Origin of the sequence: Paucibacter sp. JuS9 (genome assembly GCF_044043925.2) — a bacterium.
GTDB lineage: Bacteria > Pseudomonadota > Gammaproteobacteria > Burkholderiales > Burkholderiaceae_C > JAUASW01.
The window spans coordinates 2,347,986-2,365,436 of the sequence record NZ_CP194172.1 but is presented as its reverse complement, the minus strand read 5'-3'; the positions used below and the strand labels follow the sequence as shown (position 1 = coordinate 2,365,436).

The window sequence follows — 17,451 nt, the reverse complement described above, 5'->3', positions numbered from 1 at the left end:
CATGCGCCAAGAGCAAACGGGCCCCGAGGGGCCCGTTTTTTATTGCCGCGGCATGGGCGCCGCCAGCATCACTTCGGTGCCAGGCGGATCGCGCCGTCCAGGCGGATCACTTCGCCGTTGAGCATCTCGTTGGTGATGATCTGGTGCACCAGCTTGGCATAGTCGTTCGGCGTGCCCAGGCGCGAAGGGAAGGGCACATTGGCAGCCAGCGCGTCCTGCACTTCCTGCGGCATGCCGAACAGCATCGGCGTGCCAAAGATGCCGGGCGCGATGGTCATGTTGCGGATGCCGTTGCGGGCCAGGTCTCGAGCGATAGGCAAGGTCATGCCCACCACGCCGCCCTTGGAGGCTGCATAGGCTGCCTGGCCGATCTGGCCATCGTAGGCGGCCACCGAGGCCGTCGAGATCAGCACGCCACGCTCGCCGGTGCTTTCCGGCTCGTTCTTGCTCATCGCTTCGGCCGCCAGGCGGATCATGTTGAAGCTGCCGATCAGGTTGACCGTGATCGTCTTCGAGAAGCTGGCCAACGGATGGGCGCCATCCTTGCCTACGGTCTTGGTGGCGGGTGCGATGCCGGCGCAGTTCACCAGGCCCATCAGCTTGCCCATCGAAACAGCCTTGGCCACGACGGCCTGGCCATCGGCTTCCTGGCTCACGTCGCAGCGCACAAAGGCGCCGCCCAGCTCGGCGGCGATTGCTTCGCCGCGCTCGGCTTGCAGGTCTGCGATCACGACCTTGGCGCCTTCGCGCGCCAGCATGCGGGCCGTGCCTTCGCCGAGGCCCGAAGCGCCGCCGGTGACGATGAATACCTTGCCTGCGATGTCCATGATTTCTTCCTTACGTTGACGTAAACGTCAATTGTCGAACAAATGAAAGGCCGCTGGAAGCGGCCTTGGCAAATTGGCGTGGGCTGGTATCAGCCGAGTGCAGCCAGCGCGCGTGCAGTGATCTCGTCGACCGTGCCAATGCCTTCGATGCGGCGGTACTTCGGCGCCTGTGCATCACCTGCAGCGGCCCAGCCGGAGTAGTAGTCCACCAGCGGTCGGGTCTGGGCCGAATAGACCTCCAGGCGCTTCTGGACGGTTTCTTCCTTGTCGTCGTCGCGCTGCACCAGGTCTTCACCGGTCACGTCGTCCTTGCCTTCCACCTTGGGCGGGTTGAACTTGACGTGATAGGTGCGGCCCGAGGCCGGATGTGAGCGGCGGCCGCTCATGCGCTCGATGATGGCCGAGAAGGGCACGTCGATCTCGAGCACATAGTCCAGCTTCACACCAGCGGCCTTCATGGCGTCGGCTTGCGGGATCGTGCGCGGGAAGCCGTCGAACAGGAAGCCACTGGCGCAGTCGGGCTGGGCAATGCGTTCCTTGACCAGGCCGATGATGATGTCATCGCCAACCAGGCCGCCCGAGTCCATCACCTTCTTGGCCGCGAGGCCCATTTCAGTGCCGGCCTTGACCGCGGCACGCAGCATGTCGCCGGTGGAGATTTGCGGGATGCCGAACTTTTGGCAGATGAAGGCTGCCTGGGTGCCTTTGCCGGCGCCGGGGGCGCCCAGAAGAATCAGTCGCACGGGGTCTCCTAATACTCAAGACAGGGCGCAATATGGGTACGGCCGCCCTGCAAAACTGCGGGCGAGGATAGCATGCACTGCCCTGCACCAAACTGACGCGCGCCCCGATTGACGCTGGGCTGAAACTGCACTCCCGCTGCGCTGCTTCGGGCTTCGGGGCGCTTCTGCTCAGTGTCCGGCGGCGATCAGTGCGCGCACGCGCTCCAGATCTTCGGGCGTGTCGACGCCTGGCCCCGGCCGCTCGGCGCTGACGTGCACAGCAATGCGCTCACCATGCCAGAGCACGCGCAGTTGCTCGAGCGACTCGATGCGCTCCAGCGGGCTCACAGCGAGCGTCGGGAAGCGGCGCAAAAAGGCGGCGTGATAGGCATAGAGGCCGACATGGCGCATCGCCGAACCTGGCTGTGGCCCGGGTACTTGCTCAGCGTCGCGCCACCAGGGAATCGGCGCGCGCGAGAAGTACAAAGCCGTGCCGCGCGCATCGGTCACCAGCTTGACCACATTCGGGTTCGTGAACTCGGCTGCGTCTTCCAGCGCATGGGCTACGGTGCTCATCACACAGTCGGGGCGCGCCTGCAATTGCGCGGCGCAGGCGTCGATCATGCCGGGCGCGATTAGGGGTTCGTCGCCTTGGACATTGACGACCAGGTCATTGCCATCAAGACCCAGCAGCGCGCAGGCCTCGGCCAGCCGGTCGCTGCCGGACGGGTGATCGGCGCGCGTGGCGACGGCTTCAACGCCGTGCGCTGCGCAGGCTGCCAGCACTTCCGGTGCATCGGTGGCGACGACAACGCGCGCGGCCTTGGACATGGCCGCCCGTTGCGCCACGCGCACGATCATCGGCAAGCCGCCGATGTCAGCCAGCGGCTTGTTGGGCAGGCGCGTGGACGCGAGGCGCGCGGGAATGACGACCGTGAAGCTCATCGCGCGGCGTTGAGTTTTTCCATCTCCACGGCGTCGATGGCGCGGGCTTCGTTTTCCAGCATCACCGGGATGTCGTCGCGCACCGGGAAGGCGAGGCGGTCGGCGTGGCAGATCAATTCGCGTTGGCTGTTGTCGCCGCGATGCAGGGTCAGCGGGCCCTTGCAAAGAGGGCAGACCAGCAGTTCCAGCAATCGGTTATCCATGATTCGAAATTCTCGGCTTGAGGCGTTGCAGCAGGGCTTGCTCGAACGCCGGATCGGGTCGGAAGTCTAGCGCCACCACCCAGACCCGGGTGGCTGAAATGGACTCCGGCCGCAGCTTGACAGCGTCCTTCTCGGTCACGCACACATCGGCAGTGTCTGCCGGCCAGGGCAGGGTGGCGAAGGAGGCATGGTCGGGCAGGGGCAGCTCGTTGATCTGCAGGCCCTGCTCGCGCAGCATCGAGAAGAAGCGCTGGGGCTGCGCCATGCCGGCCGCGGCTAGCATTGGCTTGCCCCGCAATGACTGCAGCGTGGCGACATCGGCCGGCTGCCCTTGCCACCAGTCCTTGAGGCTCACGGCGCCGCTGAGCCTGCGGTGGCCAAGATGGCCTGGCAGCGTGGTGGTCGGCGCAGTGGCGTTGTAGAGCACGAGGGCATCGCCAGGCAGCACGGGGCTCGCAGGCTGGCGCAAAGGGCCGGCGGGCAGCAGGCGGCCATTGCCGATGCCGCGCTCGTCGAACACGAGGACAGACAAGACCCGCGGCAAGCGCAGATGCTGCAAGCCGTCATCGCTGATCAGCACTTGCAACTCGGGATGGAGGGACAGCAGGCCTTCGGCGGCCGCCACGCGATCGCGGCCCACCGCCACGGGCACGCCGCTGCGCAGATGGATCAGGAGCGGCTCATCGCCGACCTCGGTGGCCAGGCTGTCTCGATGAACCATTTGCACGCTCTGCTCATCGCCGCGGCCATAGCCCCGCGAGATCACGCCGGCCCTGATGCCCTCGCGCTTCAGCAGGTCAAGCAGCGCGAGCGTGGTAGGCGTCTTGCCGGCGCCGCCGACGATCCAGTTGCCGACGACGACAACGGGCACCGGCAGGCTGGCCGTCTTTTTTACGCCGAGTCGGTAGAGGACATTGCGCAGCGCGAGCAGCGAGCCGTAGAGCCATGCCAGCGGCCGCAGTGCCAGCGCGAGCAGCCCGCCCTCGCTCCAGGCGCGCTGTACCCGCGCTTCCAGCGTCACTGCGTCGAACCTTGGGTCGCGAAGCTCAGCCGGTTCAGACCAGCGCGGCGCGCCCCATCCATCACATTGATCACCGATTGGTGGGCCGCGGCGGCATCTGCCGAAACAATTACCACGGCATCTTCACTGCCGTTGGCGGCAGCGCGCAAGGCTGCTGCCAGTTGCTCGGGCGTGCGGCCATCCACCAGCTGCTTGTTGATCGCATAGCGGCCATCCGCCGACACCGCGACGATGATCTCGGTGGGCCTGTCTTTCAGCTTCTCTGCGTTCGCTGTCGGCAGGTTGACCTGCAGCTCGGTGAACTTGCTGTAGGTGGTCGACAGCATCAGGAAGATCAGGATCACCAGCAGCACGTCGATGAAGGGGATCAGGTTGATCTCCGGTTCCTCGGCGCGACGATGTCTGAACTTCATGGCTCAGCCCTTGATGTTGCCATTGGCCGCGGGCGGCTGCTGGATCGCAAAGCGCATCAGGTGGCCCAGCATGCGATCGCTCGACTGCTCCAGCTCGAGGATGATTTCCTCGACCTGGCCGCGGAAGTAGCGATAGAACATCAGCGAGGGGATCGCAACGATCAGGCCGAAGGCCGTGTTGTAGAGCGCAATCGAAATGCCATGTGCCAGCTGCGCCGGGTTGCCGCCACTGGGCCCCTGGCTGCCGAAAATCTCGATCATGCCCACCACCGTGCCCAGGAGGCCCAACAGCGGTGCTGCGGTGGCGATGGTGCCCAGCGTGTTCAGGTAGCGTTCCAGCTGGTGGATGGCGCTGCGGCCGGCCAGCTCAAAAACCTGGCGCAGCTTCACCTCGGTGATGCGGGGCTCGACGATGACGGCGCGCAGGCCGCTGGCCAGCACTTCGCCAAGTACCGAGTTGTCGGCCAGCTTCTCGACCACGTCGGCGCTGGGCAGGCTGTGGCTGGTGACGCTGAGCACCTCGTCAAGCAGGCGCGGCGGCGTGACGCGACGGCGGCGCAGGCTGGAGATGCGTTCAATGACCAGGGCCAGGGCCACGATCGAGCACAGCAGAAGCGGGTAAATCGGCCAACCAGCGGCTTGTATGATCGAAAACAAGGGCGTCCCTCCGAGGCTTGCGGTGCGCGTGCCGACCGGTGTCGGCGTTCAGCGGGCGATTATGGGCCCAAGCCGAGGCCAGTTTCGGCCGGGTGAACCCGCCAACAATCCACCGATGCTGTGGATAACTTTGTGGGCAAATTTGCGCGCAACTGTCGCAGAGCACGCAGGAATGCGGCCTGGAACAGATTGCCTCATTCTTGAGCAGGAAAAAGGCCTTGAGATTCAAGCAGTTAACCCCTTGTGACAAACGCGTGACGCCAGCGATGCCCCGCCAGCCCAGCATTGGCGCGGCTGTGGAGTTCTGGACCCGCGCCAGCGTTGGCTTTGCGCATGGTTGAGCCTTTCAAAGCCGCGCCACAGCGTGTGGTCTGGGGTGTCGCCGGCCTGCTTGCAGCGGTGTCCGACAGCTTGCAAGCCCGCTTTTCGGTGGTCACGGTCCAGGGCGAAATCTCCGGCTTCACCCGGGCCGCGAGCGGCCATTGCTACTTCAGCCTGAAGGACGCCGAGGGCAACGCGCTGATGCGTTGCGCCATGTTTCGCCGGGCGGCCGGCATGCTCGGCTTTGCGCCACGGGACGGCCAACTGGTGGAGCTGCGCGGCCGGCTGGCGCTCTATGAACCACGCGGCGAGTTGCAGTTCGTGGCCGAGGCGATGCGCCAGGCCGGTGCCGGCGCCTTGTTCGAGCAATTCCTGCGGCTCAAGGCCCAGCTCGAGGCGGAAGGCCTGTTCGATGTCACTCGCAAGCGCGAGCTGCCGGGTTTCCCGAAGCGACTGGGCGTCATCACGTCCACTGCAGGCGCCGCGCTGCACGATGTGCTCACCGCGCTGGCGCGCCGAGCGCCGCAGGTCGAAATCATCATCTATCCAAGTCCTGTGCAAGGCGCTGAAGCACCGGCAGCGTTGATCAACGCGCTGCGCACGGCGAACGACCGCGCCGAAGTCGATGCCCTGATACTGTGCCGTGGTGGCGGCTCGATGGAAGACCTCTGGGCCTTCAACGACGAGCGGCTGGTTCGCATGGTGGCGGCCTCCGACATTCCGGTCATCTGCGGCGTCGGCCATGAAACCGACATCACGCTGTGTGATCTGGCAGCCGATCTGCGCGCGCCCACACCTACGGCAGCGGCCGAGCTGGCCGCGCCGGAGCGGGAGGCCTGCCTGGACGAGCTGGCCGGTCTGGCGCTGTCGCTCCAGCGTCGCATCCAGCAGCGCCTGGACGCTGCCGCCCAGCGCCTGGATCGCGCCGGCCTGCGCCTGGCCCGGCCCGGCCAGGCCCTGGGCCAGCAGCGCCGGCGCCTGGCCCTGCTGGCGCAGCGCTGGGGCCAGGTCTTGCCCAATCGTCAGCATCTTCAGCAGCAGAAGCTCGAGGCCCTTGACGCCCGCCGTGCGCGTGCCTTGCCTGCTCTATTGCAGGCGCACGACCGGCGACTCGAGGCGCTGAAGGCGCGTCTGGCGGCGCTCGACCCGGCCCGTGTGCTGGCCCGCGGCTATGCCTGGCTGGACGACGGCTCCGGCCGCGCGCTCACCTCGGTCGCGCAATTGCAGCCGGGCCAGAACGTGAAGGCGGTGCTCGCAGACGGCGCAGCGGAGATGGCGGTCATCCGCACAGACAAGAGGGTTTGATGATCGCTGCCTACAATCGGCGCCGACCTGCTCTTCCCACAACATCACAAGGAGTTGATATGGAACATACCCTGCCCGCACTGCCATATGCCAAGGATGCCCTGGCACCTCACTACAGCGCCGAGACGCTGGAGTTCCACCATGGCAAGCATCACAACGCCTACGTGGTGAACCTGAACAACCTGCAAAAGGGCACCGAGTTCGAGAGCAAGACGCTGGAAGAGATCGTCAAGACCTCCAGCGGCGGTATCTACAACAACGCTGCCCAGATCTGGAACCACACGTTCTTCTGGAACTGCATGAAGCCCGCAGGCGGTGGTGCTCCGAGCGGCGCGCTGGCGGATGCCATCAATGCCAAGTGGGGCAGCTTTGACGCCTTCAAGGAAGCCTTCGTGAAGAGCGCCGTCGGCAACTTCGGTTCGGGATGGACCTGGCTGGTGAAGAAGGCCGACGGCACGGTCGACATCGTCAACACCGGCGCCGCCGGTACGCCGCTGACCACGGCTGACAAGGCACTGCTAACCGTCGACGTCTGGGAACACGCCTACTACATCGACTACCGCAACCTGCGCCAGAAGTTCGTCGAGACCTTCCTCTCGAACCTGGTCAACTGGGAATTCGCTCAGGCCAACTTCGCCTGATTGCGCTTGCTCCAAGAAAAAGCCGGCTCAGCGCCGGCTTTTTCCATTGCGTCCGGGCTTACTGCGCCCAGGGCTTGCCGCGCAGCTTGGTGCCGGGCTTGATGCCCTTCTTGGCAAACCAGCCGGTATTCATCTCGAGCGCATAGCGCACCGGCTTGGCCGAGCAATGCGAGTCCAGCGTCTGCGGCTTCATTTCTTCGATGTTGACGATCGTGCCGTCGTCAGCGACGAAGGCGATGGACAGCGGCAGCAGGGTGTTCTTCATCCAGAAGCACTGCGGCTGTGGCTGATCGAAGACAAACAGCATGCCGTTGTTGGCCGGCATCGTGGGGCGGTGCATCAGGCCGATGGCGCGCTGCTCATCAGTCTGCGCCACTTCGGCCTGAATCAGGTGCATGCCGGCGCCCAGCTGGATGCTGGGCAGCTGTTGCGCCCGTTCCTGGGCGCTCGCCAGGGTGGCGCTCAGGCTCAGAATCAGGGCGGCGAAGCTGCGAGTCTTGATATGGATCATGTCGAAGGGCGGATGGTTTCTCTAGATTATGGTCCGAGGCCGCTGTCGCGGTTACGAAGCCATGACTGCTGCCAACACCGCTTTCCCCAGCCAAACCGCCGACGATCCGGACCTGCTCGCGCCCTTCACGCGCTGGGAGGGGACCGAGGCCTTGTCGGCCTTGCAGCTTTCGGGCCTTCATTGCTCGGCCTGCGCCGGCATCATTGAGCGGGCCCTGCTGAATGAGCCTGGCGTGCTGGCCGCGTCGGTGCATGCAGCCGCTGCGCGCCTGAGCCTTCGCTGGCAACCCGGCCAGACGACGCTGGCGCGCCTGGTGGCCGCGATCGAGCGCGCCGGCTACGGCGCCGTGCCTGATGTGGCTGCCCAAGCGCGCATGCTTCGCCAGCGCGAACAGCGCCAGGCGCTGTGGCGGCTGTTCGTGGCCGCTTTCATGATGATGCAGGTGATGATGCTCGCGGCGCCGATCTACTGGGCGGCGCCGGGCGAGATGGCAACCGACCTGGTGCGCCTGCTGCAATGGGGCGAATGGGTGCTCTGCCTGCCGGTGCTGCTGTTCTCGGCGACCCCGTTCTTCAGGGGCGCCTGGCAGCAGATCCGCCAGCGGCAACTGGGCATGGACGTGCCCGTGGCGCTGGGCCTTGCGGTGGCCTTTGTGGCCAGCAGCGGCGCCACCTTCGAGCCCGGAGGTCTGTTCGGGCATGAGGTCTATTTCGATTCCTTGACGATGTTCGTCAGCTTCCTGCTGGCGGGACGCTACCTGGAACTGCGCTGGCGCCATCGGGCTGCGCAAGAGCTGGAGCGCGTTGCGGCCAAGATGCCCGAGATGGTCGAGCGGATCGACAGCGCCGGCCGCAGCGAGCAGGTGCCGCCGAGCCGCCTACGTGCCGGCGACCTCGTGCGAGTTTGCGCTGGTCAGGCCTTTGCAGCCGATGGTCGCGTTGAGCGCGGCCAGAGCTCGGTGAACGAGGCCTTGCTGAGCGGCGAATCCCTGCCAGTGATGAAGAACCAGGGCGACGCCGTGGTCGCCGGCAGCCTGAACCTCGATGCGCCCTTGCTGATGCGAGTCGAGCGCGTCGGCGCCGACACGCGTATCGAGGCCATCGTGCGGCTGATGCGGGAGGCGCTGAGCCAGAAGCCCGCCAGCGTGGCCCTGGCCGAGCGCGTGGCCGGACCTTTTCTGTGGGGCGTGCTCTTGCTGGCAGCGGGCGCTGCCGCCTGGTGGTCGTACTGGGAGCCTGCGCGGGCGGTGTGGGTGGCTGTGTCGGTGTTGATCGTCACTTGCCCCTGTGCGCTGTCGCTGGCGGCGCCCGCGGCTCGCGTGGCAGCGACAGGTGCTTTGGCCAAGCGAGGCTTGCTCTTGCGTCGCACCGAGCTGCTGGAATCTCTCTGTGAGGTGGACTTGCTGGTGCTGGACAAGACCGGCACCTTGACCGAAGAGCAGCTGCATTTGCGCCAGCATTGGTTGGCGGCTGGCGCCGATGCCGCCTTGCTCGAGCAAGCTGCAGCGCTCGCCGCGCATTCACGCCATCCGCTTTCTCAGGCGCTGGTGCGCGCCTGGCCTGATGCGAGTGCCGACTGGACGGACCTGCAGGAGTTGCCAGGTCACGGCCTGCAGGCCATGGATTCGCAAGGCCGGCAATGGCGGCTCGGCGCGCTCGCCTGGGTGGGCGAGGGCGTTGATCCTTCCGCAGGCCTTGCACAGCTCGCATTCGGCTGCGAGGGCCAGGTCTTGCTCTGGCTGCAGTTCGATGAGCGTGTACGCGAGGGCGCTGCCGAAGCCGTTGCTGCCTGGCATGCCGCTGGCCTCGGCACCCTGCTGCTGTCTGGCGATGCGCCCGAGCGTGCCGAGCGCGTGGCTGCAGCGGCTGGCGTGCAGCGCTGCATTGCCGGTGCCAGCCCAGAGCGCAAGTTGGCCGTGGTGGCCGAGTTGCAGGCAGCGGGCCGCAAGGTACTGATGGTGGGCGATGGCATCAATGATGCGCCGGTGCTGGCACGGGCCGACGCCAGCGTGGTGATGGGGCGGGGCGCGCTGCTGGCACGTGCGCAAGCCGATGCCGTGCTGGTCAACGAGCAACTGGCCGTGTTGCCGCGTGCCCGTGCCATGGCGCTGCGCATGCGCAGGGTGGTGAAGCAGAACCTCGCCTGGGCCGCGGCCTACAACCTGGCCTGTGTGCCGCTGGCGCTGAGCGGCTGGCTGCCGCCCTGGGCAGCCGGCCTGGGCATGGCGCTCAGCTCATTGGCAGTGGTAGCGAATGCACTTCGCCTGGCGCGAGGCTGACGATGGAATCGCTCTACATCCTGGTTCCACTGTCGGTGCTTTTGGTGCTGGTACTGGTCGGCTTGTTCGGCTGGGCGCTCAACAGTGGCCAATTGGACGATCTCGAGCGCGAAGGCGAGCGGATTCTGGAGCCGGACTCGCCTGCAGTTGATGCGGATCAACCGGGCAAGTGAGCTGCCGCCAAACAATTCTTCGCATTCAAGCGCATTGACTGAAAAAGGAGTGTGGCGATGGCCCAATCTGCGCCAAGTACGGCGATCAACTATGAGGACGGACCGGTCCGCGCGTTCGCGCTGGCGGCGGTCCTATGGGGTGTGGTGGGGATGCTGGTTGGCGTGATCATCGCCGCCCAGCTCGCCTGGCCCGACTTCCTCGGCGGCATTTCCTGGCTCAGCTACGGCCGCCTGAGGCCGCTGCACACGAACGCGGTGATCTTTGCCTTCGGTGGCTGCGCCTTGTTCGCGACCTCCTACCACGTGGTCCAACGCACTGGCCAGACGCGCCTGTTCGCGCCGGGCCTGGCCTGGTTCACCTTCTGGGCCTGGCAGCTGGTCATCGTTGCGGCTGCAGTTTCGCTGCCGCTCGGCGTCACCAGTGGCAAGGAGTACGCAGAGCTGGAGTGGCCGGTGGACCTGTTGATCACGGTTGCCTGGGTCAGCTATGCCATCGTGTTCTTCGGCACAGTGGGTACGCGCAAGATCCGCCATATCTATGTGGCGAACTGGTTCTTCGGCGCCTTCATCATCGCGGTGGCGCTTCTGCACCTGGTGAACAGCGCAGCACTGCCGGTGAACCTGTTCAAGAGCTACTCGGCCTATGCCGGTGTGCAGGACGCCATGGTGCAGTGGTGGTACGGCCATAACGCCGTGGGCTTCTTCCTGACAGCCGGCTTCCTCGGGATGATGTACTACTACATCCCCAAGCAGGCGGGTCGCCCGGTCTACAGCTATCGCCTGTCCATCGTCCACTTCTGGGCGCTGATCTTCACCTACATGTGGGCGGGCCCGCACCATCTGCACTACACGGCGCTGCCGGACTGGGCGCAGAGCGTGGGCATGGTGTTCTCGCTGGTGCTGCTGGCGCCGAGCTGGGGCGGCATGATCAACGGCATCATGACCCTGAGCGGGGCCTGGCACAAACTGCGTGACGACCCGATCCTGAAGTTCCTGATCGTTTCGCTGTCCTTCTACGGCATGTCGACCTTCGAGGGACCGATGATGTCGATCAAGACGGTCAACGCGCTCAGCCACTACACCGACTGGACGGTGGGCCACGTGCACAGCGGCGCCCTCGGCTGGGTGGGCCTGATCTCGATGGGCTGCCTGTACCACCTGATCCCCCGTATGTACGGTCGCACGGAGATGTTCAGCAAGCGCGCCATCGAGCTGCACTTCTGGATCGCCACCCTGGGCATCGTGCTCTACATCGCCGCGATGTGGATTGCCGGCGTGATGCAGGGCCTGATGTGGCGCGCGGTCAATCCGGACGGAACGCTGGTCTACACCTTCGTCGAAAGCGTCAAGGCGACCTATCCGTTCTATGTCGTGCGCCTCACGGGCGGCCTGCTCTACCTCAGCGGCATGCTGATCATGGGCTGGAACGTCGTGAAGACGATGCAAGCGGGCAAGACCACGCCGGTGCCTGTGCCGGCCGTGCTGGCCCACGCCTGAAGCCACGGAGTCAATAAGCTATGGCAAGCCATAACGTCAAAGGTCACGAGAAGATCGAGACCAGCAATTTCCTGATGATCGTGCTGGTGCTGCTGACGGTCATCGTCGGCGGTGTCGTCGAGATCGTGCCGCTTTTCTTCCAACGCTCCACCACGCAGCCAGTGCCCGGGCTCAAGCCCTACACCGCGCTGCAGGTGGCAGGGCGCGACATCTATGTGCGCGAAGGTTGCTACAACTGTCATTCGCAGATGATCCGCCCCTTCCGCGCCGAGACGCTGCGCTACGGCCACTACTCGCTGGCCGGCGAATTCGTCTACGACCGTCCGTTCCAGTGGGGCAGCAAGCGCACCGGACCCGATCTGCAACGCGTGGGTGGCAAGTACAGCGATGAATGGCATCGCATCCACCTGATCAATCCGCGCGATCTGGTGCCTGAGTCCAACATGCCGGCCTACCCCTGGCTGGCCACACGGCCGGTCGACGACAGCGACATGGGCAAGAAGCTCAGCGTGCTGCGCACTCTCGGTGCGCCCTACAGCGATGCCGAGGTGGCCGGTGCCGCCGAGGCCGTGAAGGGCAAGACCGAACTGGAAGCCGTGATCGCCTACCTGCAGGTGCTGGGCACCTCGGTGAAATAAGCAAGAGAGGTCATCATGGATCTCAATCAAATTCGAAGCGTCGTGACCCTGCTTTCGCTGGCGTGCTTTGGCGCCATCGTGTGGTGGGCTTACCAGCGCGCGCGCAACTTCGATGAAGCCGCCGCACTGCCGTTTGCCGACGAACAGCCGGGCTCGCAAGGAGCAAGCAATGAGTGATTTCGTTTCTGCCAGCTGGTCCTGGTTCGTGGCTGGCGCCACCATCGTGGGTCTGGTGCTGTGCCTGCTGTTGCTGGTCATCGCGGCGCGTCGCCGCGTCATGGCCACTGACAACACCACCGGCCATGTCTGGGATGAAGACCTGCGTGAGCTGAACAACCCGCTGCCGCGCTGGTGGATGGGCCTGTTCGTGCTGACGGTGCTGTTCTCCGGCATCTACCTGGCCCTCTATCCCGGCCTCGGCGCAATGGCCGGCAGCCTGGGCTGGAGCAGCCAGGGGCAACATGAGGCGGAGATGGCCAAGGCCAACGAGGCGATGACCAAGGTCTACGCCCAGTTCCAGGGGCAGCCTGCAGAGAAGCTGGCACAGGATCCCAAGGCCATGGGCATTGGCGAGCGCCTGTTCGCCAACAACTGCGCCGGTTGCCATGGCTCGGATGCCAAGGGCAGCAAGGGCTTCCCCAATCTGTCCGATGACGACTGGCTCTATGGCGGCAGCCACGAGACCATCGTCCAGACGATCGCCAAGGGCCGCCAGGGTCAGATGCCGCCGATGGCTGCAGCCGTGGGTGGTGCCGAAGATGTGAAGAACGTCGCCAACTACGTGCTCAGCCTGTCGGGCAGCCCGCACAACTCGATCGCTGCACAATTGGGCAAGACCAAGTTCGGCGCCTGCGCGGCCTGCCATGGCATGGACGGCAAGGGCAACCAGGCCCTCGGCGCGCCCAACCTGACCGACAAGGTCTGGCTGCATGGCTGGGGCGAAGAAGCCGTGGTGCGCATGATCAACGAAGGCAAGACCAATCAGATGCCGGCCCACGAGTCGCGACTGAGTCCTGATCAGATGAACGTGCTCGCAGCCTACGTGTGGTCGCTCTCGCACAACGGGCCCAAGCAGTAAACCCTGATGAATCAGTCCGAAGATTCCAGCGTCCAGGTCATCTCGCTGTACAAGGCCCAGGACAAGATCCATCCGCGCGCAGTTCACGGCTGGTTCGCGGCCTGGCGCTGGGCGCTGGTGTGGGGCACGCAGTTGCTGTTTTACGGGCTGCCCTGGCTGGAGTGGAATGCCCGGCAAGCTGTGCTGTTCGACCTCGGCAGCCGGCGCTTCTACATCTTCGGTCTGGTCCTGTATCCGCAGGACTTCATCTACCTGACAGCGCTGCTGATGATCTCGGCCTACGCGCTGTTCCTGTTCACAGCGGTGGCCGGGCGGCTCTGGTGCGGCTATGCCTGCCCGCAGACGGTCTATACCGAGATCTTCATGTGGGTGGAGAAGCTCTTCGAGGGTGACCGCCAGGCCCGCATCAAGCTCGACAAGGCGCCCTGGAACTTCAACAAGCTCTGGCGCAAGAGCGGCAAGCAGGCTGCGTGGATCGTGCTCGGCCTGTGGACCGGTTTCACCTTCGTCGGATACTTCACGCCGATCAAGGTGCTTGCCGCCGAGGTCATGAGCTTCGGCCTGGGTCCCTGGGAGACGTTCTGGGTGCTGTTCTATGGTTTTGCCACCTATGGCAATGCCGGCTACATGCGCGAGCAGGTCTGCAAGTACATGTGCCCGTATGCGCGCTTCCAGAGTGCGATGTTCGACAAGGACACGCTGATCATCAGCTACGACAGCGAGCGCGGCGAGCCGCGTGGTTCGCGCAGCAAGAAGGCGGACCCGACAGCCCAGGGCCTGGGCTCCTGCATCGATTGCACGCTTTGCGTGCAGGTCTGTCCGACCGGCATCGATATTCGCAAGGGCTTGCAATACGAATGCATAGGCTGCGCCGCCTGCATCGACGTCTGCAACGACGTGATGGACAAGATGAGCTACCCGCGGGGGCTGATCCGCTACGACACCGAGAACGGTCTGTCGCAGCACCTGACGAAGCTGCAGCTGATACGGCGCATGTTCCGGCCGCGCGTGATGGTCTATTCGGCCGTGCTCTTGCTGGTCTGCATCGCACTGGTCTACAGCCTGGCCACGCGTGCCCCGGTGCGCATGGACGTGGTACGTGATCGTGCCAGCCTGGCCCGCATCGTCGAAGATGGCCTGGTCGAAAACATCTACCGTGTGCAGTTGATGAATGCCACCGAGCAGCCGCAGATGCTGCAGCTTGATGCACGCGGTCTGCAGGGCCTGAAGCTCGCGGCGCCGGTGAGCCTCACGCTGGCGCCGGCCGAAGCCCGCTGGGTTACCGTGGCGCTGCGCTTGCCGCCCGAGGCCGCCACGGCGGCCGGTGCCGGCGCTCAGCACATTGAGTTTGTCCTGAATGGCGCGGGAGCGGCCCCCCTCGCCGAGAAATCCACCTTCGTGGTGCCACGATGAATACAGAGCAAGGAGTCCCCATGTCCGACGCAATCCATGCAGCCAAGCCCTGGTGGCGCTATCGCTTCATGTGGCTGGTGATTGGCGGCCCTGCCGCCGTGGTGGTGGCGAGCTTTGCCACGCTGACCCTGGCCATCACGCATCCCGATCCGGTGATCGAGCAGGCCTCGCGACCCTCGGCCGAGGGCATCGACGATGCCGCTCAGCAGCCTGCGATGCGGGCCCGCAACCACGCAGCCACGGGCGGCAAATGAGCACCGAGCCGGTCAGCAGGCGAGGCCTGGCGATGGTCGTGCTGTGGCCGGCCTTTGTGATGGCCGGTGTGCTGGAGGCCTTGGTCTTCGCGCAGGTCGACCCCAGCGAGCTCTGGATCAGCGAGCACCTGAGCCTGTCGAGCCAGGGCGTTTACACGCTGACCTTTCTCGTCTTGTGGCTGGTGATCAGCATTGCATGCGCCATCAGCGTGTTGATGGCCCGCATGCCGGATGAAGAAGAAAAAGGGCGCCGCAGCGCCCCGCACTGGCCCCGCTGAACGTCAGTTCGCGGCGCAGTTCGTGCCGTTGACCAATTGCTGCAAGCCTGCCTGATCGATGATGCGGATCTGGCGCTGCTTCACTTCCAGCAGGCCGTCGTCCTGGAACTTCGAGAATGTGCGGCTGACGGTCTCGAGCTTGAGCCCGAGGTAGCTGCCGATTTCTTCACGCGTCATGCGCAGCACCAGGCTCGAAGCCGAGAAGCCGCGCGCCTGCAGGCGCTGCGTGAGGTTCAGGAGGAAGGCGGCGAGGCGCTCCTCGGCGCGCATCGACCCCAGCAGCAGCATCACGCCATGGTCGCGCACGATTTCGCGGCTCATGATCTTGTGGAACTGGCGCTGCAATTCATTGAACTCGCGCGACAGTTCTTCCAGGCGGCTGAACGGGATCACGCACACCTGCGAGTCCTCAAGCGCCACGGCGTCGCAGCTGTGGTGGTCGCTGCTGATGCCGTCCAGGCCCAGCAGTTCTCCAGCCATCTGGAAGCCAGTCACCTGGTCGCGGCCGTCTTCCGACGACACGCAGGTCTTGAAGAAGCCGGTGCGCACCGCGAAGATCGACTGGAAGGGGTCGCCGCTGCGGAACAGCGCTTCCCCGCGCGGCACCTGCTTGCGCTGGCCGACCATGTTGTCGATCTGGTCGATGTTTTCCTGGCTCAATCCCACGGGCAAGCAGAGCTCGCGCAGATTGCAGCTGGAGCAGGCGACCTTGAACGGCTCGGGCTTGATAGGGGTGCTGGCGCTCATTGCGGTATCGGTGAACATGATGATCCTCAATCGTTGGCGCATTGTTCTCTGCCGCAAGCGATGAGAGATTGATCCGGATCAAGTCTGAAGGCGGGGAGCTTGGTCACAGTGGCGTTCATGGTCAAGACGCTCACCGAATCCACCGCCGGCATCGATGCCGACCTCCTGCGCCGCTTCGACGTCGCCGGCCCCCGCTACACCTCGTATCCTACCGCCGACCGCTTTGTCGAAGCCTTCGGCAAGACCGAGTACATCCAGGCGCTGGAGCAGCGCAAGGAAATGGTGGGGGGCAGCGCGCCCTTGTCGGTCTACGTGCACATACCGTTCTGCGAATCGGTCTGCTACTACTGCGCCTGCAACAAGGTGATCACCAAGCACCATGAGCGCGCCGGTGAATACCTGGTCGCCTTGCGCAAGGAGATCGAGTTGACGCTGCGCCACCTCGACCGGCAGCCGCAGGTCTCGCAGATGCATTTCGGCGGCGGCTCGCCGACCTTCCTGAGCGATGCCGAGCTTGAGGCCTTGATGGGCGACCTGCGCCAGGCCTTCCGGCTGCAGCCGGGCGCCGAGGTGTCGATCGAGGTCGATCCGCGCACGGTCAATGCCGAGCGCCTGGCCCACCTGCGCAAGATCGGCTTCAACCGCCTGTCCTTCGGTGTGCAGGACTTCGATCCGGACGTGCAGAAGGCCGTGCACCGCGTGCAGAGTCATGACAGCGTGGTCGCCCTGATGCGCGAGGCGAGGGCGCTGGGCTTCGAGTCGATCAATGTGGACCTGATCTACGGCCTGCCGCTGCAGACGTCCACCTCGTTCGCGCGCACCGTGGCCCAGGTCGCGGCATTGAAGCCGGACCGGATCGCGCTCTACGGCTATGCGCATTTGCCGCAGCGCTTCAAGCCGCAGCGCCGCATCGACGCGGCCGAGCTGCCGCAGGCCGGCGACAAGATCCAGATGCTGGCTGGTGCGATCAGCGGCTTCCTTTCCAATGGCTACAGCTATATCGGAATGGACCACTTCGCGCTGTCCACCGATTCTTTGGCCGTGGCCAAGCGCCAGGGGCGACTGCATCGCAACTTCCAGGGCTACAGCACGCAACCGGATTGCGACCTGATCGGTCTGGGCGTCTCGAGCATCGGCCGTGTGGGTGCCACCTACAGCCAGAGCGTGAAGACGCTGCCTGAGTATTACGACGCCCTGCGTCATGACGAGCTGCCCACCGCGCGCGGCCTGGCCCTGAATCGCGACGACCTGGTGCGCCGCGCGGTCATCATGGCCTTGATGTGCCAGGGCCGCGTGGAGTTTGAATCCATCGAGCTGGCGCACCTGGTCGACTTCAAGCGCTATTTCGCGGCCGAGCTGGAGAAGCTCCACGCGCTGGCGGAAACGGGCATGGTCGAGATTGAGCCCGGCGCGATCCAGGTGACGGCGCTAGGCTGGTACTTCGTCCGCGCCGTGGCCCTGGTGTTCGACCGCTATCTGCAGGCCGACCAGCAACGCGCGCGCTTCTCGCGAATCATCTGAACGCTGCC

21 protein-coding genes are annotated in these 17,451 nt (G+C 65.1%); 12 read left to right on the top strand and 9 right to left on the bottom strand.

All coding sequences use genetic code 11. From position 1 onward, the window contains the following. Window positions 1–68 precede the first annotated feature (68 nt). From ABT392_RS10575 to ABT392_RS10545, 7 genes are all read right to left on the bottom strand, one after another. On the bottom strand, window positions 69–827 hold the full coding sequence (locus ABT392_RS10575) for a 3-hydroxyacyl-CoA dehydrogenase (RefSeq protein WP_334275810.1): 759 nt from the start codon (window positions 825–827) through the stop codon (window positions 69–71). Between the two features lie 89 nt (window positions 828–916). After that, window positions 917–1,570 (bottom strand): adenylate kinase, encoded by a 654-nt coding sequence (gene adk / locus ABT392_RS10570; protein ID WP_334275809.1) that lies wholly within the window; start codon window positions 1,568–1,570, stop codon window positions 917–919. A gap of 168 nt (window positions 1,571–1,738) precedes the next feature. Then, complete coding sequence (gene kdsB / locus ABT392_RS10565) at window positions 1,739–2,494, bottom strand: 3-deoxy-manno-octulosonate cytidylyltransferase (RefSeq protein WP_334275808.1); 756 nt, start codon at window positions 2,492–2,494, stop codon at window positions 1,739–1,741. Further along, the gene (locus ABT392_RS10560) at window positions 2,491–2,697 is read right to left on the bottom strand and encodes a Trm112 family protein (protein WP_334275807.1); all 207 of its coding nucleotides are present in this window, start codon (window positions 2,695–2,697) and stop codon (window positions 2,491–2,493) included. The genes kdsB and ABT392_RS10560 overlap by 4 nt, the downstream gene beginning before the upstream one ends. After that, window positions 2,690–3,718, bottom strand: coding sequence for a tetraacyldisaccharide 4'-kinase (gene lpxK / locus ABT392_RS10555; protein WP_334275806.1), 1,029 nt, complete (start codon window positions 3,716–3,718; stop codon window positions 2,690–2,692). Before lpxK ends, ABT392_RS10560 begins: the two co-directional genes overlap by 8 nt. Next, window positions 3,715–4,131 (bottom strand): ExbD/TolR family protein, encoded by a 417-nt coding sequence (locus tag ABT392_RS10550; RefSeq protein ID WP_334275805.1) that lies wholly within the window; start codon window positions 4,129–4,131, stop codon window positions 3,715–3,717. The genes lpxK and ABT392_RS10550 overlap by 4 nt, the downstream gene beginning before the upstream one ends. A 3-nt stretch (window positions 4,132–4,134) precedes the next feature. Continuing rightward, entirely contained in the window at window positions 4,135–4,788 is a 654-nt protein-coding gene (locus ABT392_RS10545; protein ID WP_334275804.1) for a MotA/TolQ/ExbB proton channel family protein, read from the bottom strand. A 333-nt stretch (window positions 4,789–5,121) separates the two neighbouring features. Between ABT392_RS10545 and xseA the strand changes: the two genes are divergently transcribed. Both xseA and ABT392_RS10535 read left to right on the top strand, forming a co-directional pair. Further along, window positions 5,122–6,414, top strand: coding sequence for an exodeoxyribonuclease VII large subunit (xseA, locus tag ABT392_RS10540; RefSeq protein WP_334275803.1), 1,293 nt, complete (start codon window positions 5,122–5,124; stop codon window positions 6,412–6,414). A gap of 59 nt (window positions 6,415–6,473) precedes the next feature. Beyond that, on the top strand, window positions 6,474–7,055 hold the full coding sequence (locus ABT392_RS10535) for a superoxide dismutase (protein WP_334275802.1): 582 nt from the start codon (window positions 6,474–6,476) through the stop codon (window positions 7,053–7,055). 58 nt (window positions 7,056–7,113) lie between these two features. On the opposite strand, the gene ABT392_RS10530 is transcribed toward ABT392_RS10535, so the two are convergent. Next, window positions 7,114–7,566, bottom strand: coding sequence for a DUF192 domain-containing protein (locus ABT392_RS10530; protein ID WP_334275801.1), 453 nt, complete (start codon window positions 7,564–7,566; stop codon window positions 7,114–7,116). 61 nt (window positions 7,567–7,627) lie between these two features. Here ABT392_RS10530 and ABT392_RS10525 point away from each other — a divergent pair, with 61 nt between their 5' ends. The 9 genes from ABT392_RS10525 to ABT392_RS10485 are packed head-to-tail and all read left to right on the top strand — an operon-like array spanning window position 7,628 to window position 15,175. After that, window positions 7,628–9,844 carry a heavy metal translocating P-type ATPase gene (locus ABT392_RS10525; RefSeq protein ID WP_395385790.1) on the top strand — a complete coding sequence of 739 codons (2,217 nt, stop codon included), beginning with the start codon at window positions 7,628–7,630 and terminating at the stop codon, window positions 9,842–9,844. Window positions 9,845–9,846: 2 nt separating this feature from the next. Beyond that, on the top strand, window positions 9,847–10,017 hold the full coding sequence (gene ccoS / locus ABT392_RS10520) for a cbb3-type cytochrome oxidase assembly protein CcoS (RefSeq protein WP_334275799.1): 171 nt from the start codon (window positions 9,847–9,849) through the stop codon (window positions 10,015–10,017). 57 nt (window positions 10,018–10,074) lie between these two features. Then, window positions 10,075–11,514 carry a cytochrome-c oxidase, cbb3-type subunit I gene (ccoN, locus tag ABT392_RS10515; RefSeq protein ID WP_334275798.1) on the top strand — a complete coding sequence of 480 codons (1,440 nt, stop codon included), beginning with the start codon at window positions 10,075–10,077 and terminating at the stop codon, window positions 11,512–11,514. 20 nt (window positions 11,515–11,534) lie between these two features. Continuing rightward, entirely contained in the window at window positions 11,535–12,152 is a 618-nt protein-coding gene (ccoO, locus tag ABT392_RS10510) for a cytochrome-c oxidase, cbb3-type subunit II (protein WP_334275797.1), read from the top strand. Between the two features lie 15 nt (window positions 12,153–12,167). Then, window positions 12,168–12,329 carry a cbb3-type cytochrome oxidase subunit 3 gene (locus ABT392_RS10505; RefSeq protein ID WP_334275796.1) on the top strand — a complete coding sequence of 54 codons (162 nt, stop codon included), beginning with the start codon at window positions 12,168–12,170 and terminating at the stop codon, window positions 12,327–12,329. Next, the gene (gene ccoP / locus ABT392_RS10500; RefSeq protein ID WP_395385791.1) at window positions 12,322–13,230 is read left to right on the top strand and encodes a cytochrome-c oxidase, cbb3-type subunit III; all 909 of its coding nucleotides are present in this window, start codon (window positions 12,322–12,324) and stop codon (window positions 13,228–13,230) included. The genes ABT392_RS10505 and ccoP overlap by 8 nt, the downstream gene beginning before the upstream one ends. Before the next feature lie 6 nt (window positions 13,231–13,236). After that, complete coding sequence (ccoG, locus tag ABT392_RS10495) at window positions 13,237–14,643, top strand: cytochrome c oxidase accessory protein CcoG (RefSeq protein WP_395385792.1); 1,407 nt, start codon at window positions 13,237–13,239, stop codon at window positions 14,641–14,643. A gap of 20 nt (window positions 14,644–14,663) precedes the next feature. Continuing rightward, the gene (locus ABT392_RS10490) at window positions 14,664–14,897 is read left to right on the top strand and encodes a hypothetical protein (RefSeq protein WP_334275792.1); all 234 of its coding nucleotides are present in this window, start codon (window positions 14,664–14,666) and stop codon (window positions 14,895–14,897) included. After that, the gene (locus ABT392_RS10485) at window positions 14,894–15,175 is read left to right on the top strand and encodes a hypothetical protein (protein ID WP_395385793.1); all 282 of its coding nucleotides are present in this window, start codon (window positions 14,894–14,896) and stop codon (window positions 15,173–15,175) included. The genes ABT392_RS10490 and ABT392_RS10485 overlap by 4 nt, the downstream gene beginning before the upstream one ends. A 3-nt stretch (window positions 15,176–15,178) precedes the next feature. Here the strand turns inward: ABT392_RS10485 and fnr are convergent, their stop codons facing one another. Then, the gene (gene fnr / locus ABT392_RS10480; protein WP_334275789.1) at window positions 15,179–15,940 is read right to left on the bottom strand and encodes a fumarate/nitrate reduction transcriptional regulator Fnr; all 762 of its coding nucleotides are present in this window, start codon (window positions 15,938–15,940) and stop codon (window positions 15,179–15,181) included. 99 nt (window positions 15,941–16,039) lie between these two features. Here fnr and hemN point away from each other — a divergent pair, with 99 nt between their 5' ends. After that, window positions 16,040–17,443 carry an oxygen-independent coproporphyrinogen III oxidase gene (hemN, locus tag ABT392_RS10475; RefSeq protein WP_395385794.1) on the top strand — a complete coding sequence of 468 codons (1,404 nt, stop codon included), beginning with the start codon at window positions 16,040–16,042 and terminating at the stop codon, window positions 17,441–17,443. Window positions 17,444–17,451 lie beyond the last annotated feature (8 nt).

Bases quoted from the DNA above. Each gene is read 5' to 3' on its own strand.
- ccoN (WP_334275798.1), top strand. From the start codon at position 10,075: ATGGCCCAATCTGCGCCAAGTACGGCGATCAACTATGAGGACGGACCG.
- ccoO (WP_334275797.1), top strand. From the start codon at position 11,535: ATGGCAAGCCATAACGTCAAAGGTCACGAGAAGATCGAGACCAGCAAT.
- ABT392_RS10550 (WP_334275805.1), bottom strand. From the start codon at position 4,131: ATGAAGTTCAGACATCGTCGCGCCGAGGAACCGGAGATCAACCTGATC.
- ABT392_RS10530 (WP_334275801.1), bottom strand. From the start codon at position 7,566: ATGATCCATATCAAGACTCGCAGCTTCGCCGCCCTGATTCTGAGCCTG.
- xseA (WP_334275803.1), top strand. From the start codon at position 5,122: ATGGTTGAGCCTTTCAAAGCCGCGCCACAGCGTGTGGTCTGGGGTGTC.
- hemN (WP_395385794.1), top strand. From the start codon at position 16,040: ATGGTCAAGACGCTCACCGAATCCACCGCCGGCATCGATGCCGACCTC.
- ccoS (WP_334275799.1), top strand. From the start codon at position 9,847: ATGGAATCGCTCTACATCCTGGTTCCACTGTCGGTGCTTTTGGTGCTG.
- kdsB (WP_334275808.1), bottom strand. From the start codon at position 2,494: ATGAGCTTCACGGTCGTCATTCCCGCGCGCCTCGCGTCCACGCGCCTG.
- ABT392_RS10485 (WP_395385793.1), top strand. From the start codon at position 14,894: ATGAGCACCGAGCCGGTCAGCAGGCGAGGCCTGGCGATGGTCGTGCTG.
- ABT392_RS10525 (WP_395385790.1), top strand. From the start codon at position 7,628: ATGACTGCTGCCAACACCGCTTTCCCCAGCCAAACCGCCGACGATCCG.
- ccoG (WP_395385792.1), top strand. From the start codon at position 13,237: ATGAATCAGTCCGAAGATTCCAGCGTCCAGGTCATCTCGCTGTACAAG.
- ABT392_RS10490 (WP_334275792.1), top strand. From the start codon at position 14,664: ATGTCCGACGCAATCCATGCAGCCAAGCCCTGGTGGCGCTATCGCTTC.
- ABT392_RS10505 (WP_334275796.1), top strand. From the start codon at position 12,168: ATGGATCTCAATCAAATTCGAAGCGTCGTGACCCTGCTTTCGCTGGCG.
- fnr (WP_334275789.1), bottom strand. From the start codon at position 15,940: ATGTTCACCGATACCGCAATGAGCGCCAGCACCCCTATCAAGCCCGAG.
- ccoP (WP_395385791.1), top strand. From the start codon at position 12,322: ATGAGTGATTTCGTTTCTGCCAGCTGGTCCTGGTTCGTGGCTGGCGCC.
- ABT392_RS10575 (WP_334275810.1), bottom strand. From the start codon at position 827: ATGGACATCGCAGGCAAGGTATTCATCGTCACCGGCGGCGCTTCGGGC.
- ABT392_RS10560 (WP_334275807.1), bottom strand. From the start codon at position 2,697: ATGGATAACCGATTGCTGGAACTGCTGGTCTGCCCTCTTTGCAAGGGC.
- ABT392_RS10535 (WP_334275802.1), top strand. From the start codon at position 6,474: ATGGAACATACCCTGCCCGCACTGCCATATGCCAAGGATGCCCTGGCA.